Annotated in this window: 18 protein-coding genes; all 18 read right to left on the reverse strand. The window is 40.4% G+C overall.

Annotation, left to right across the window (positions count from 1 at the left end):
* Positions 1-37: 37 nt before the first annotated feature.
* Complete coding sequence (locus ACWF5P_RS13570; protein WP_101222411.1) at positions 38-499, reverse strand: YpiF family protein; 462 nt, start codon at positions 497-499, stop codon at positions 38-40.
* A gap of 161 nt (positions 500-660) precedes the next feature.
* Entirely contained in the window at positions 661-1,212 is a 552-nt protein-coding gene (locus ACWF5P_RS13575; RefSeq protein WP_101222412.1) for a ReoY family proteolytic degradation factor, read from the reverse strand.
* Between the two features lie 41 nt (positions 1,213-1,253).
* Positions 1,254-2,525 carry a tetratricopeptide repeat protein gene (locus ACWF5P_RS13580; RefSeq protein WP_434167324.1) on the reverse strand — a complete coding sequence of 424 codons (1,272 nt, stop codon included), beginning with the start codon at positions 2,523-2,525 and terminating at the stop codon, positions 1,254-1,256.
* A gap of 368 nt (positions 2,526-2,893) precedes the next feature.
* The gene (gene aroA, locus ACWF5P_RS13585) at positions 2,894-4,180 is read right to left on the reverse strand and encodes a 3-phosphoshikimate 1-carboxyvinyltransferase (RefSeq protein ID WP_260358995.1); all 1,287 of its coding nucleotides are present in this window, start codon (positions 4,178-4,180) and stop codon (positions 2,894-2,896) included.
* A 21-nt stretch (positions 4,181-4,201) separates the two neighbouring features.
* Entirely contained in the window at positions 4,202-5,305 is a 1,104-nt protein-coding gene (locus ACWF5P_RS13590; RefSeq protein ID WP_434167326.1) for a prephenate dehydrogenase, read from the reverse strand.
* Between the two features lie 47 nt (positions 5,306-5,352).
* Entirely contained in the window at positions 5,353-6,465 is a 1,113-nt protein-coding gene (gene hisC, locus ACWF5P_RS13595) for a histidinol-phosphate transaminase (RefSeq protein ID WP_434167327.1), read from the reverse strand.
* An 81-nt stretch (positions 6,466-6,546) separates the two neighbouring features.
* Positions 6,547-6,915 carry a chorismate mutase gene (gene aroH, locus ACWF5P_RS13600; RefSeq protein WP_434167328.1) on the reverse strand — a complete coding sequence of 123 codons (369 nt, stop codon included), beginning with the start codon at positions 6,913-6,915 and terminating at the stop codon, positions 6,547-6,549.
* 25 nt (positions 6,916-6,940) lie between these two features.
* Positions 6,941-8,020 carry a 3-dehydroquinate synthase gene (aroB, locus tag ACWF5P_RS13605; RefSeq protein ID WP_434167329.1) on the reverse strand — a complete coding sequence of 360 codons (1,080 nt, stop codon included), beginning with the start codon at positions 8,018-8,020 and terminating at the stop codon, positions 6,941-6,943.
* A gap of 3 nt (positions 8,021-8,023) precedes the next feature.
* On the reverse strand, positions 8,024-9,196 hold the full coding sequence (gene aroC, locus ACWF5P_RS13610) for a chorismate synthase (protein WP_434167330.1): 1,173 nt from the start codon (positions 9,194-9,196) through the stop codon (positions 8,024-8,026).
* A gap of 245 nt (positions 9,197-9,441) precedes the next feature.
* Complete coding sequence (locus tag ACWF5P_RS13615) at positions 9,442-10,224, reverse strand: CheR family methyltransferase (protein WP_434167331.1); 783 nt, start codon at positions 10,222-10,224, stop codon at positions 9,442-9,444.
* 187 nt (positions 10,225-10,411) lie between these two features.
* Positions 10,412-10,858: a nucleoside-diphosphate kinase gene (gene ndk / locus ACWF5P_RS13620; protein WP_034308008.1), complete on the reverse strand. Its 447-nt coding sequence runs from the start codon at positions 10,856-10,858 to the stop codon at positions 10,412-10,414.
* A 96-nt stretch (positions 10,859-10,954) separates the two neighbouring features.
* Positions 10,955-11,917: a heptaprenyl diphosphate synthase component II gene (gene hepT / locus ACWF5P_RS13625; protein WP_402938164.1), complete on the reverse strand. Its 963-nt coding sequence runs from the start codon at positions 11,915-11,917 to the stop codon at positions 10,955-10,957.
* Positions 11,918-11,951: 34 nt separating this feature from the next.
* Entirely contained in the window at positions 11,952-12,662 is a 711-nt protein-coding gene (locus ACWF5P_RS13630) for a demethylmenaquinone methyltransferase (protein WP_101222421.1), read from the reverse strand.
* Between the two features lie 3 nt (positions 12,663-12,665).
* Entirely contained in the window at positions 12,666-13,496 is an 831-nt protein-coding gene (locus ACWF5P_RS13635) for a heptaprenyl diphosphate synthase component 1 (protein ID WP_434167332.1), read from the reverse strand.
* Between the two features lie 246 nt (positions 13,497-13,742).
* Complete coding sequence (mtrB, locus tag ACWF5P_RS13640; RefSeq protein WP_076365643.1) at positions 13,743-13,991, reverse strand: trp RNA-binding attenuation protein MtrB; 249 nt, start codon at positions 13,989-13,991, stop codon at positions 13,743-13,745.
* 20 nt (positions 13,992-14,011) lie between these two features.
* Positions 14,012-14,578 (reverse strand): GTP cyclohydrolase I FolE, encoded by a 567-nt coding sequence (folE, locus tag ACWF5P_RS13645; RefSeq protein ID WP_063233209.1) that lies wholly within the window; start codon positions 14,576-14,578, stop codon positions 14,012-14,014.
* A gap of 36 nt (positions 14,579-14,614) precedes the next feature.
* Positions 14,615-14,755 (reverse strand): hypothetical protein, encoded by a 141-nt coding sequence (locus ACWF5P_RS13650; RefSeq protein WP_157830998.1) that lies wholly within the window; start codon positions 14,753-14,755, stop codon positions 14,615-14,617.
* Between the two features lie 122 nt (positions 14,756-14,877).
* Positions 14,878-15,150, reverse strand: coding sequence for an HU family DNA-binding protein (locus ACWF5P_RS13655; RefSeq protein ID WP_034308023.1), 273 nt, complete (start codon positions 15,148-15,150; stop codon positions 14,878-14,880).
* Between the last annotated feature and the right edge of the window lie 278 nt (positions 15,151-15,428).

A 15,428-nucleotide genomic window follows, 5' to 3' on the forward strand; every position in this document is an offset into this window, starting at 1 on the left:
AAAGGTGGCAACTATGTGTCAAATAATGCGAAAAATCCTACTTTTTTTCATTTTTCCAATTATAAGAGAAAATATCAAGGATTTGGAGAACTTGCTGGTTAATCATTTCCCTTGCTTGTTCAATTTCAAGCCCTTCCAAGGGGATGGCAGGAATCCATACTAAATTATTTTCTAATTCCCGCTCTTCCTTTTTCCACTCGAAATCCGATGTAAGAAAAAAAACATGCTCGAAATTATTTTCTTTCACTTCATTGGCCCAACGCTTTAACCGCTCAACCTTATCCAATTCACCACTTAAGTAGTGAAATGTTGGCAATAGAAGAATCCTTCCTTTCATCTGCTTTTCAATTTCCAAGCTTAAAATGGTAAGAAATTCATTCATTGAGCCCGTTTGCTTCATTTGCCCTCGAAAAGAAAGGGGAACCAAAGGAATTAAAACGGTATCCACATACTCTTTTGACTGCATATACATGTCAAGATCTTTTGCTGTCCACTTCATGTTTTTTCTTCACTCCCGATTTTTAAATCAACTCCTTATCATTTTACCATTATTTTTATAACATCTTTACCATATACCCATAGTCTTTACAAAAATGTGGATTTTATCAATGTTTTATAAAAAATAAAAACCTTTCCTGATTACGGAAAGGTCAATTTATTTCATCCAAGTACTTTTAATTGATTCAATTGTTCGGTTAAGTTCTTAAATGCTTGTTCATCATGCTTATCAAGGGCTTCATCGATTTCCTTAAGCAGACGGTCCCTTTGAAAATACAACATGCTTCTTTCCAAAAATTGTTCAGCAAGCAGCTGGTCTTTTTCATTCGATGCCGTTGATTTCGGCATGAAGGGATTGTTCTCGAGTACCGCTGCATATTGATAGGAAGAATAAGAAGATTTAAAATTAAGCTGAATATAAATGTCTTCATCTCGATTTAAACGGATATCATGAAAAGATTTCTCTGCATCGGTCGTCATGATATTGGACTTATAGAACCTGAAAGGGACCTCATCCACACAATGTGTCGACATAATCAGTCCACGTGGGCAATATTGTGCATTTTCTACAAAATGAACCTTTTTCATTAGTTGATCATGACTCATTAAGTAATTCAATATCCACACACATTCTCTTCGTTTCAGTTGATAATGATTTAAAAACCACCGAATAAAATCCTTCTTCTCATTCACAGAAACAGGGGCAGCCACCATGAATTCCCTCCTCTGTCTAGATTTAGTTTCGTTTCACTTATCTACATTTCATCTGTGCTTTCACCTAGCCGCTCCAAAATCATCACATACTCATCATTCGCCGGGTTCATCTCAAGGAGCTTATTAAATACTTCTCTAGATGTGGCTCTGTCTCCTTCTTCAATTAAAAAGAAACCATAATCTTCAAGGAAATCTTGATTGTTCTTGAATGAATTATATGCTTTATGATAGCTGGTTAATGCCTCTTTAAATTGTTCAGTATGCTGATATGATACAGCAGCTATCCATTCAAACTGCGGATCATCCTCTCCATATCGCCTTACTTCACCAATACACTCCAATACATCTTCATACCTTTCGTGGTGCATATACAATTTCAAGAGGGTGAGTGCAGCTTCCAGGTATCCCGGATCAATGGCTAGTGCTTCTTTAAATAGATTTTCCGCCTCTTCATCAAGCCCGCTTTTCAAGGCTATCTTTCCACCGAAGAAGAAAAGTTCCTTATTGAATTCATCAGCCTTGATTCCTTCTTTGACTGTTTTCAAGGCATTTTCCAAATCTTCAAGATGTTCATAACTCTTTGCCAGGTACAAATATAAAGAATGGTATTCATGATCTAATTCTTTCAGTTCAATGAACTTTCGTACGGCTGTGTCATAAAGACCTGCCTGAAATGCTGTAAATGCATATTCAAATAGGGTATTGATTTCAAGTCCATCCTTTAAGGCCTTTTCAAAATGCGGAAGGGCCTCCTCGAACTTCCCCGAACTGCTTAATGCTTCAGCAAGCCTCTGATTGACATTAACACCAGCGATTTCTTGTTCCTGTTCCAAAACCTTTATGTAATTTGCAATGGCTTCCTGATCCCTTCCTTGATGAAAGAACAGTTCAGCTAGTGCAAAATCAATGATGATCTCATCTGGAAGCATTTCCTTGGCCTGCAGTAATTTCCTTTCGCTGACCTCGTCCATCCCCTGTAATTGATAGAGGTCCGCTTCCAAAAGCAAAGCACTTGGATATACTTCATCATCTGCACTTACTTTTTCAAGCATTAGCATCGCTTCATCTTCCTGGTCCATGTCAATCAGGATTTCTGCCAACGAAACAATTAATTCCCCTTCATTGGGATAGAGTTGCAGCAGATGTTCAAAAAGATCCTTTGCCTCCTCCGCAAAACCAAGCTGGAGCATTTCTTCGGCCAGCAACAATATGTCCTCTGCTGACTCTGATGATTTAATTCGATTTATATGTTTAAGAGCTTCTGTTAATTCCCCTTTTTTTAAATGCTGTATAACTTGTTCCACTGTGTTCATTGTTGAATCCTTCCTTTTGCATGATAGACTTGGTCCCTAGTCATACACACTCACGCCATAATGTAACATACTCTGCCATTAAGAACAAAATACCATATAATCGCGAGATGCATAGTAAACAGTATTCATTAGTTTACCATACTGTAGCCCTGTATTCCATCGATGAAGTCCCCTCCCATTCTCATTAAAAAAAGGTTACTAGTTAATTCTCCACGCTATGGTAAATCTCCTTTTTGATCATGAACACCATTTTCATTATTTTCATGATCAATACAGATAGAAAAAGCTCAAATGTTAGCGCTTTCAACACTTTCCAGCATTTAAAAAAAGTTTACAGACCAAATAAGGTATGTAAACTTTTTTTATATTCACTTTATCAATTGCGTCAAATGCCCAAAAAATTGTGGATATGATACATCTATGGCATCAGGGTCGGCAAGTTCCACTTCACCATCCGTTATCAAAGCCGCTACAGCAAGCATCATCCCGATACGATGGTCCCCATGGCTTGTAACCTTACCACCATTCAAGGCTTTACGCCCTTTGATGATCAATCCGTCTGCTGTCGGGGTTATATCTGCGCCCAGGACGGAAAGCTCATTTGCAACAGTATCAATTCGATTCGTCTCTTTCACTTTAAGTTCTGCTGCATCCTTGATTGTCGTTATCCCTTCAGCCTGTGTTGCCAGGAGTGCAATTACCGGTATTTCATCGATGAGACGGGGAATTAAATCACCGCTGATGGTCGTTCCCTTTAGCCGGGAGCTTCTGACAGTGATGTCTCCTGCAGGTTCACCCTTACTCGTCTTCTTCTCAATCGTAATATCCGCCCCCATCGATTTCATGACTTCGATGATTCCAGTCCTTGTCGAATTAAGGCCGACATTCTTTAAAACCACTTCACTATTTTCCGTAATCGCTGCAGCCACCATGAAGAAAGCCGCTGAAGAAATATCACCCGGGACATGGATGGTAGTCCCCTTGAAGACTTGGTTTCCGCTTACTTTAATCGTTTGACCGTCTTTTTCGATTTTTCCGCCAAACTCTTGAATCATTCGTTCTGTATGATCCCGGGTCTCTTCCGGTTCGATAATGATCGTTTCACCTTCTGCCTGTAAACCGGCCAAGATTATCGCTGATTTCACCTGCGCACTTGCCACAGGCAATTCATAGCGAAACCCTTGTAACTTGCCTCCTCTAATGAAGAGGGGGGTGTATTCGGCTCCTTTTCGACCGTCAATGACCGCTCCCATTTGACGAAGAGGGTTGACTACCCGGGTCATTGGACGTTTAGCTATTGATTCGTCACCTGCCAAAACGGCCGAAAATTCCTGTCCTGCCAAAATGCCCATCATTAACCTGATCGTGGTACCAGAGTTTCCGACATCCAGTACTGATTCCGGTTCCTTTAATCCATTAAAACCTTTGCCTTCAATTTTGACGTGCTGGCCATCTTGTTCAATATGAACTCCAAGCTGCTTAAAACAGGAAATCGTACTTAAACAATCGGCTCCTGGAAGAAAATTAGTGACTGTCGTTTCCCCCTCGGCAAGGGCTCCGAACATTATCGAACGATGGGAGATCGACTTATCTCCAGGTATGGCAATCGAACCACGTAATGATTGGATGTTCGTTTGTAATTTTTTTGTATTCATAAAACCATCCTTCCCTAAATGTTATGCCAGGATCGTTTCATAATCTGTATGTCTTGAAATACACTCTGCAGCTTTTATGCGGTCAACATCCGTTTGGAAGCTGATTACCAGCACACCGTATATCTCTTCCCTGGTTTCAATGATCCTTATGTTTGTAATGCTGATACCTTCTTGTGCCAAATATCCGGTAATCTCAGAAATTATTCCGGCATAATCCGGTATATCGATATATAAATCATAAAACGCTGGTATGGCGCCTTTCGCATGTGTTGGCAAATCATCCCTGAAGATCTTGGCATCGGTAAAGAATCGAAGGATTCCTTCACTATCTTCATTCGCGACCAGGCCTTTTATATGCTCCATTTCATTCAGCCAATCATTCATTAATTCAAGTAACACATCCCGGTTGTGTAACAAAATGTCACGCCACATTTCCGGACTGCTTGAAGCAATTCTTGTAATATCCCGAAATCCACCTGCTGCAAGCCTTGAAATCAACTTATTTTCCTTACTGTAATTTTCTGCCTGCTTAACGAGCCCCGATGCGACAATATGCGGGAAATGACTAATGACCCCAGTCAGCTTATCATGCATGGGAGGACTCACAACCAGAAAGTTCGCTCTTGTTCCTTGCAGCCACCCTTTCAGCTGCTCGACTTTTTCTTCTTCGATGGAATCTCCAGGAGTAAGCAAATAAAATGCATGTTCGAATAAATGCAATTTGGCTGCCGCAGCACCGCTTTTATGGGAACCAGCCATAGGGTGCCCCCCGATGAAAGCCACCCCTTTATCTATCAATGGTTTTGCTGCCTTAACGACTGTATCCTTCGTACTTCCTGCATCCGATATAAGGACATCACTTTTTAAATCCATTTCAGCCAATTGAGCTAAAATCTTCACGGTTTCATTGACAGGCACAGCAAGTAGAATCAAATCAGCATCACATGCTCCCGCTTCCAATGATGATACAGAATCATCAATGATCCCCAATAGCATCGATAGTTGAATATTCTTTTCACTTAGGTCCGTACCAACAATCACGGCTTCAGGATGTGCATGGCGTACAGCCATGGCCAATGATCCGCCAATTAGACCTAGACCTATTACAAAAACCTTACCTTTCACTCTTCTCTCCCCCGCATCTATTGTGCTCCTCTAGGTTTGATGAAACGTTAAAGCAGCGAATCAGAAGGTGCCTCAACTTCATTCAAAAAAGTTTTAATAGCGTTAATCATTCCTTCATTTTCTTCCGTCGAACCAACCGTGACCCTTAGGCTGTTAGGAAAACCGAAAGATTTCCCCGACCTTGCAATGTATCCGCGCTCAAGTAAATATTGAAACACCACATCGGCATCCTGTTTAAAATGGATAAAGATGAAATTACCTTGTGACGGGTAATAAGCTAAATTTACCTTATTGCAAAATTCATAGTACTGCTTGAGCCCTTTTTGATTTTCTTCCTTGCATTTTTCAATGAAGGCTTGATCTTCCAAAGCGACGATAGCAATATTCTGTGCGAATGTGTTGACATTGAATGGTTCCCGGGATGGATCCAGTTTCTGGATGATATCCTCATCCGCCAATCCGTACCCTACCCTAAAACTGGCAAGTCCATAGATTTTTGAGAATGTCCGGAGTATGATCAAATTTTTATATTTATTAATCCATTGATTCGTTCTCGGGTAATCCTCAGCCGTTGCATATTCACAGTAAGCTTCATCCAAAACGATAAGTACATCATCCGGCACTCTTTCAATGAATGATAATAAGTCCTGTTCCGAAATGTATTTACCTGTTGGATTATTTGGTGTACAAAGCCAGACAACAGCTGTTTTTTCATCTATAACTTTAAGCATTCCTTCTAGATCATGAGCACCATCAATATGAGGAACTTCCCTGATTTCCGCACCTTCTAGCGTGGCATTATGGCGGTACTGTGAAAAAGTGCCTGTTGCCATGACCGTATTCTTTCCAGCTCCCAATAGGCTTCTGGAGATGATTTGAATGTTCTCATCAGATCCATTTCCAAAAATAAGCTGAGTTTCTTTCACACCTGTATGTTTTGCAACAGCTTCCCTTAGCATCGTTGCATACCCATCTGGATAGATGGCAAACGAATGGGTTGAATTCCTAACGGACTCCTGTACCTTTTCCGAACAGCCGAAAGGATTTTCATTCGAAGCTAATTTCGTGATTTTTTCCAATCCGTATAATTTTTTCACTTCATCAGTGGATTTTCCCGGTTGATAAGACTTCAAGGAAAGGACCGCTTCATTCCATTTCATGTCAATCACCTCTATATTTTTATCACTTTAAAGTAAGAAAGTGTGAGAATAGTATATCATATTCATAGATTTAAAATCATCTTATATCTGCTTTGTCAAATCTGGCCGTAATACCGTAGCCCCTGCCTGGTATACATGCTGTATCTCTTTTTGAGATTTCGTCGTATTTACATGGATCATGACCCGAATGCAAAATGGCAAGGAATTGTTGACTGGTATTTCCTTCATGCATGTAACCGGTACATAAGTCCAGCCTTCGAATTTCCTCAAGGCTTTGGCAGGGAAGACAGAACGAATCTCTTCCGTAGCAGAAAAAAACACAGAAGCTACCATTTCAGGATCAATCTCGTTGACCTGAATGATCTCTGCCATCAACTTTTCGGCAGCGGAAATCACTTCCATTTCCGTGTCTCTTTCTACAGTAGTGGCACCCCTTATTCCTCTTATCACACATAGTCCCCCCTTCTCCTGAACTCTATATCATATCGGCCATTTCCTCTATCAGCTCAGTGTCGGCTATATCCATTAATAGCGGTGACCCCACTTCGTTTAGCAGGACAAAAGTAGCTGAATCATTGACCGATTTTTTGTCTGTTTTCATTAATTCAAGCAGCATTGCATGTTCAAGCCTGGTCGGAATCGTTATTTGATAGCCTAAAGAAGATACCCAGCTAATAAACTCATCCAGTTTAAAATCGAGATCCACTTTCTTTTTGCTTAATCTAAGAGCATATACCATCCCGATTAAAATGGATTCCCCATGCGTAAAGTTTCCGTATCCCATTGAACCTTCCACTGCATGACCGAGCGTATGACCAAAATTCAAGAAGGCACGAATGCCGTTTTCCTTCTCATCCTCTTCGACAACTTTAGCTTTGATTCCAATCCCTTTTGTAATCATTGTCAGAAATTGCTCATCCGTTATATCATTCAAATCAACAATATTCGACTTTAACCATAGATAAAATTCATTATCTGCTATCAATGAATGTTTAATGACTTCTGCAAAACCTGACCTTAATTCTTTAAGGGGCAGAGTTTTTAAAAATTCAAGATCATAAATGACCGCTTCAGGCTGATGAAAGGCCCCAATCATATTTTTCCCTAGCGGGTGATTGATGGCAACCTTGCCGCCCACTGCACTATCGTGGGCGAGTAAAGTCGTCGGAACCTGTATAAATGGAATCCCTCTCATAAATGTAGCCGCAACAAATCCAGCCAAATCACCTACTGCACCACCGCCAAGGGCGATAATCAATGACTTGCGATTAATCTGTTGAGTTAAGCAGAAGCTTTGGCATTCATAAAACACATCGAATGTTTTAGCATGCTCCCCTTCTGGCACTACATGATGCAGAACAGGTTTCCCCGTCTTGATCAGGGCGTTTTTCACGGTCTGCAAATGAAGTGCCGCCACTTTCTCATCAGTTATGATCAGAATCTTGTTTAGATAATTTAATTCATGTGATATTAATTCGGGCAATTCATTTATTGCCTTCTTGCCAATTAAAACCGGATATTGCTTGGAAGCCGTTTTTATTTGGATGGATTCCATGTTTTAAAACCCCTTTACTTCTTCCCGATATGATCTTATGTATTCCGCTAATTGCTCATAACGATCTGAAGGGAATTGATCAACGATGGCAGCCGCCAGTTCCCATGCTACTACCGCCTCAGCAACCACCGCTGCTGCAGGAACCGCACAACTATCGGAACGTTCGACACTTGCTTCAAACACTTCCTTCGTATCAATATCAACGCTTTTCAAAGGTTTATATAAAGTGGGGATCGGCTTCATCACACCGCGTACAACTATCGGCATTCCAGTTGTCATACCGCCTTCAAAACCGCCAAGGCGATTGGTTTTCCGGTAATAGCCCTGTTCTTCGTCCCATGCTATTTCATCATGGACATCACTGCCAAATAGATGGGCAGCTTCAAATCCAAGACCTATTTCCACCCCTTTAAATGCATTGATGCTCATTATCGATGCGGCTAGTTTTGCATCAAGCTTACGGTCATAATGCACATAACTTCCTACACCTACCGGCATTCCTTCTACAATCACTTCAACGATGCCGCCGATGGAGTCTCCTTTTTGTTTCGCTTCATCAATTGCATCCTTCATCTGCTGTTCTACGTTCTTGTCAAAACATCTAACAGAAGATTCTTCTGTTACTTGTTGCAATTGCTGAATATTTTCGTATTTTGGCGGTTCTGCCTTCACTCCGCCAATTTCCAAGACATGAGATGCCACTTCTATCCCCAATAAAGACAATAGTTTTTTAGCGACAGCTCCTGCTGCCACCCTTACTGTAGTTTCACGGGCTGAAGAGCGTTCCAGAACATTTCTCAAATCGCGGTGCCCATATTTAATCCCGCCGTTCAAGTCGGCATGACCAGGACGTGGCCGGGTGATTTTACGTTTAATTTCTTCAGCTTCCTCTTCTGAAAGCCCTTCGCTTCCCATAATCTTTGTCCAATGCTTCCAGTCATCGTTCTCAACCACCAAAGCAACCGGTGAACCGAGTGTGTAGCCATGTCTGATTCCCGAAGAAATAAAAGCCTGATCTTTCTCGATCTGCATCCTTCTTCCACGTCCATGCCCTTTTTGCCGGCGTCCTAATTCTTGATTGATATCCTCTTTCGAAATCGGCATTCCTGCCGGTAATCCTTCAATGATAGTAGTCAATTGCGGACCATGTGATTCTCCCGCTGTTAAATATCTCATCTTCCAGCCCCCTTTTAGCACTTTAAAGTGTATATGTATCAATATACCACAATTTTATGAAATGTGGGTATATGTAAAACGTAAAAACCATATTGTTTGAATTTAATCACTTTTCTTTCTATTTTACAAGTACTTAAACATTTTCGATATAGTTTATTCTTTCAAATTAGAGTTCTACTGGAACTGCTATTACACGGCAAACGAAAAGGGACTGAATGCGCACGTGCAGAATCAGTCCCTTTTTTCTAAAGTATTTCCTTTTTCTTATAAAAAAATGTATCGATCGTTTCAAATTGATAGTTTCCTGGGGTGAATATTTGCTCTGTACTTCCTACAAAAAATACACCGCCGCTTTTTAGCGATACACTGAATTTTTCATATAATAAATTCTTGGCTTCTTCAGTGAAATAAATTAAAACATTGCGGCAAACGATTAAATCGAAGCCTTCGTCGAATCGGTCAGCAAGAAGGTTTTGTTTTTTAAAGGTCACCCTTCTCTTGATTTCATCATCGACACGATAATAATCCGCTTTTTTTTCAAAGCATTTCCTTTTTATTTCCTCAGGCACTTCATTTAAGGAACGTTCGGGATACAGCCCCAATTTCGCTCGCTCCAATACATTTTCATCGAGATCCGTTGCCAATATCTCTATCTGGCTAAGTGGGACCAGATTGGATAATATCATGGCAATCGTATATGGTTCCTCACCAGTTGAGCAGGCAGCACTCCAAATTTTCAACTTTTTTTTGCTTTCTAATAACCTAGGCAGGATTTTCCGCTCCAACACTTCCCATCTTTTCGCATTTCTATAAAATTCGGAAACGTTGATTGTCATTCTATCCAAAAACTCATTTAAAACATCGGGATTGGCTTGCATGTCTTTGTAGTATTCACGAAATGAATGATATCCTCTTTTTTCATATAGAGATGTTAGTCGCCTTTTCATTTGTCCTTCCTTATATAATGCCAAATCAATGCCTGTCAGCATTTTGATATTACGAATAAACTCTTCATATTCTTGAGGCATTCCCACGACTCCCCTGCACATAATTATTTTAGTGATTCTTACCTTTATATATATCGGAAAGTGCCATATTTTCTTTAAACTAAAATAATCCCTTACGTTGCTGCTTGAAACTAAAAAAGCAATTAAAAAAAGCGGGTTCCATCGCATAATGACGATGGAACCCGCTTTTTTAAAGAAATCGTATTAATTAATAAACCCACTCGTTAACAAGTTTAGAGTACTCAACAAGTTCTTCTTCTTTGAAGAATAGACCGATTTCGCGTACAGCGCTTTCAGCTGAATCAGATCCGTGAATGATGTTTTTGCCGACAGTTACGGCAAAATCGCCACGAATTGTTGCTGCTGCTGCATCTTTAGGGTTAGTGGCACCCATCATTTGACGTGCAGTAGCGATTACGTTTTCACCTTCCCAAACCATTGCGAAGACAGGACCTGAAGTAATGAAGTCCACTAGTTCGCCAAAGAAAGGACGTTCTTTGTGCTCGCCATAATGTTGCTCAGCCAATTCTTGAGAAATGACCATTAATTTTGCTCCTGCAAGAAGGAAGCCTTTCTTTTCAAAACGGGAAACGATTTCACCGATTAAATTGCGTTGAACGCCGTCAGGCTTTACCATTAAAAATGTTCTTTCCATGAATGTCACTCCTAATATGTATCATTGTTATTTGCCTATATAAGGCAATACTTTTAGAATATTACCATTGTTTGATGAGTTTCGCAACTCCCATTATCAAAACTTTCTTTTTCCGATATTTTTCGCGATATCCGATAAAGTTTTTCTAGCTTTAATGGCAGGAAGACCTTTCAACTCGGTAAAAGCCTTTTCTAAATACATATCACTGATCCTCGCTGCCTGTTCAATGGCACCGGAAGTTTTTATCGCATGAATTATATGGGACATTTCGTCTTTTGGCGTATCTTCCCGAACTGTTTCGATAAGCTTTTTTAACTTTGGATCTTCCATAGCAATCAATACGGGTAAAGTGATATTACCTTGAATCAAATCACTGCCGGCAGGTTTCCCAAGTTCTTCTTCCGAAGCAGTAAAATCCAATATATCATCGGTGATTTGATAAGACATACCGACATAATATCCGAATTTAAATAGCTTTTGGTGAATTCTCTCTTCAACACCCGCTGAAATGGCTCCCAACTGGCAGCTGGATGCAATGAGCAGTGCTGTTTTCCGTTTGATCCTTCTAAAGTATATCCGCCAATTCTGTTCGAAATTGTATTTATCTTTTATTTGTTCAATCTCCCCAAGACATAGTTCAACCATAGTATCAGCGAGAATTTGATGCGCTAGCGGAGACTCGATAACCGCCATCATTTCCAGTGCACGAGCAAAAATGAAGTCGCCTGTGTACATGGCGACACGATTATCCCATTTTGATTTAATGGTAGCAGATCCCCTGCGTAAATCCGCATCATCCACAACATCATCATGCACAAGGGAAGCTGTATGAATTAGTTCCAAAGTCGCTGCGACATGCTTTACGACATGAATATCATAGTTGCCAAACTTCGCACCCAATAGGACGAATACCGGACGGATCCGTTTTCCACCGGATTGCAGCAAATGCAGGGAAGCTTCCCTTAAAACCGTGGAATCCGCTTCGATTGCGGCTTCCAGTTCTTTTTCTATTAATTGCAAATCTGCATTCAAAAATGAATACATCATTTTAAATTTCATACATTCCACCCAGCTTTGTCCATTGCTATTATGCTTATTTTGAAGGCTTGTACCCGAAATGTGTTGCTGCTACCCCACCGAAATGGGCCTTATAACTGACTTTTTCCATTCCCGCCTGCTTGAACATGTTTTCAAGCTTTTTCATGCCAGGGAAATCCCGAGCCGATTCTTGCAGCCATGAGTATTCACTATAGCTTTTTGCGAATAATTTACCGAACATGGGCATGATGAAACGGAAATAAAAATAATAGCCCTGTTTAAAGCCAAGCATCGTAGGCTGTGAAGTATCCAGGCAAACGATCATTCCACCCGGCTTGGCTACCCTGTTTAACTCTTTAAGCACTTTCATGTAATCGGGGACATTCCGCAGCCCGAAACCGATCGTGACATAGTCAAAGCTATTATCCTCAAAAGGAAGCTCCATTGCATTCCCATGCATTAGGGACACTTGCTCTAGATTGAGTTCATTTACCTTTTGTTCGCCGATTTTCAGCATGTTCTTACTAAAATCCAGACCAACAACCTTTCCTTCTGGTCCTACTTCATTAGCAAGGGCAATGGTCCAGTCCGCTGTTCCACAGCATACATCCAGTGCATGGGCGCCTTTTGGGACATTCATGATGGCCATTGTAGCCTTCCGCCATTTAAGATGCTGTTTAAAGCTGATGAGGGAATTCATCTTGTCATAATTTCCGTAGATCTTTTCAAAGACATGATGAACTTTTTGCTCTTTAGACTGCTCCATGATTCACCCTTCTTTCACATATGAATTTGCTATACTCTCTGTTTGTTCCAAGATGGCCTTCACTCTTTCAAGAAGTTCATCATCCAACTTAGCCAGCTTCCGCATCGAGCACTGTACGGATTGCCTGGCATCCCTCAGGCACTTGTCGAATTGGGTGCGTACCTGTTCTTCTTTTTCCGAAATGGTAACTTCCCCGCCAATCGAGTCATCGAGAGGCATTTCCCTTAGGACATCAAAAACTATCGATTGCCCCGACTCCATATAACTGCTCTTCTCGGCATGCAACCGTTTTAAAAGCAGCAGATCTTCCGCTACTTCTATCCAGGTAGGCTCATTATAGTAATCCGCGAGTTTATGAATCAGGGAAGCCTCGATCGCTTTGATCGTCATTAAAAGCGTTGGGACATCATTAATGGACCCTTGTTGGTAAAGAATGATTTTATTGTCATTTATTTTTTTTATTGCGCTCGAAAGTATACGGATCATATCAACATTACCTACACTGGCAAGCACTTGATAATATAAGCCACTATAGTAATCACCGGCAAGCACTTGTAATTGACGATTTTTCAATACCTCGGGCAACTCGGTTCCTTCTCCTGAATTCGAGACGATTTCATGGGTATCCAGAGCTATTTGCACTAACATGGTTGAAATGATGTATTGATTGCGTTTTTCGCTTAAAACGTCCAAATCGTTAAACAATCCCCAAAGCAATATCAGTTTATCTTCGTCCAGGCTTGGCTTTTGTATATACTTCAATAAATATGGATGTTGAGCTTTCGTTTCTATTAATCGCTTTAATTGCCTTATGTCGTCCGTTATGTTTAACAATTGAGATCACCCTTGCATCCCCGAAAGATAATTTTTTTCATACATATTGGTTTCTGTCTGTGTAAAATACACATTATTATACCATAAAAACAATCAGATGAAATGGTCAACGTTTATAAAATGAAACTTCCAAAGGTAAGGAAATTATCGACTTTTGCTCTTCAAAAAAATGGATGCGGGAAATTTACAGCTTGTTAAACGTGATATCAGATGATTGATTTACTAATTAACCAAGTAATGAGAATATCATTTGTCAGGTGAATTCTTTTTGGAATCACTTTCTATCTCTCCGAATGGAGTATAGACTTTTGCATGGCCCCTGATTTTAATTGCCGAGGTATGTTCCGTGAATTGTGCGATCATCACCTCTCCTGAGTCAAGTTTTTCGGAGTGATGAAACTTGGTGTCCGTTCCCCTTGTCAACCCGATGACGTTCACACTATCCTCAATGGCTTTGATTACGACAAAATCATTCAAGATCTTTTTTTCATTCATTTTTTCCTGCCCCCATGTCCTTAGTCTTTAATGAATGCCAGCACTTCAGCTCTAGTACGATGATCCTTCGCAAAAGTTCCCCTTACAGCTGAGGTCACTGTTTTAGATCCAGGTTTTTTTACACCTCGCATGGTCATGCACATATGTTCAGCCTCTACTACAACCATTACACCATGAGGCTCGAGCTTTTCCATTATCGAGTCAGCAACTGTGGAAGTGATGCGCTCTTGAAGCTGCGGACGCTTCGATACAGCCTCAACCGCCCGTGCCAATTTACTTAAGCCAGTCACTTTTCCGTTTTTCGGAATATATGCTACATGGGCTTTCCCGTAAAAAGGGACTAAATGATGTTCACATACTGAGTAAAACGGAATATCTTTTACAAGTACGAGTTCTTCATGGTCCTCTCCAAAAACAGTATCGAAATATTCCTTTGGATCCTGATTAAGTCCAGAAAAAATTTCTTCATACATTCTGGCTACACGGCCAGGAGTATCCAGCAGTCCTTCCCTCGTTGGGTCTTCCCCTACAGCCTCAAGAAGCATTTTAACCGCTTCTTCCAATTTGGCATGATCAACATTAGCCATTTTTGTACCTCCTAAAAAATCAATAATATTATGTATTCAGATAAAAAATCCAAAGCGCGTTGCACCCGGATATCCATAATTGCAATTATTAAAGAAGACCCCTACATTGAGCCCTTGAACGGCAGTTTCGCCGGAAGCGGTTTTTGGATGGTCATTTCCTTGTGACGGATTAACCATCTACAGCGTTCCTAAAATATTCACTGTCTTTTATATTATCACAGATGGAATTTAAGAAGCAAAAAAAGGGCCGCGTTTTCACGCGGCCCTTTTCGGTTAAGCACCCGTATGTAATGGTAGAATTACTTCACTGCATCTTTCAGCGCTTTACCGGGTTTGAAAGCTGGCACTTTGCTAGCTGCAATTTCGATTTCGTCACCAGTTTGTGGGTTACGGCCTTTACGAGCCGCACGTTCACGAACTTCAAAGTTACCAAAACCAATCAATTGGACTTTATCACCGTTTTTTAGAGCTTCTAAGATTGTATCAAAAACAGCATCAACAGCTTTTGTAGCGTCTTTCTTAGAAATTTCAGTTGCTGTAACAACTTCATTAATTAATTCTGTTTTGTTCATGCCATTCACCTCCTCCCAAAAGGAATCTTTATAAAAAATCATTATTACAACACTATAATAGTGATTTGATATTAGCTTCGGTCCAAAATTTCCATTCCCTGGCAATCAAGGATTACCAAGCCGAATTGATTTCCAAATAATTCATACGAAAAGTTTATAAATACGTTGAAATCGCTGTTATAACGCGTTTTCTGTATGTAGATTATCACAAATCCTATTAGCTTAGCAAGGGAATTCAAAAAATAATGGGAATCTTTTCATTAATAATTGTATATATT

This window comes from Peribacillus sp. NPDC055009, assembly GCF_053608705.1.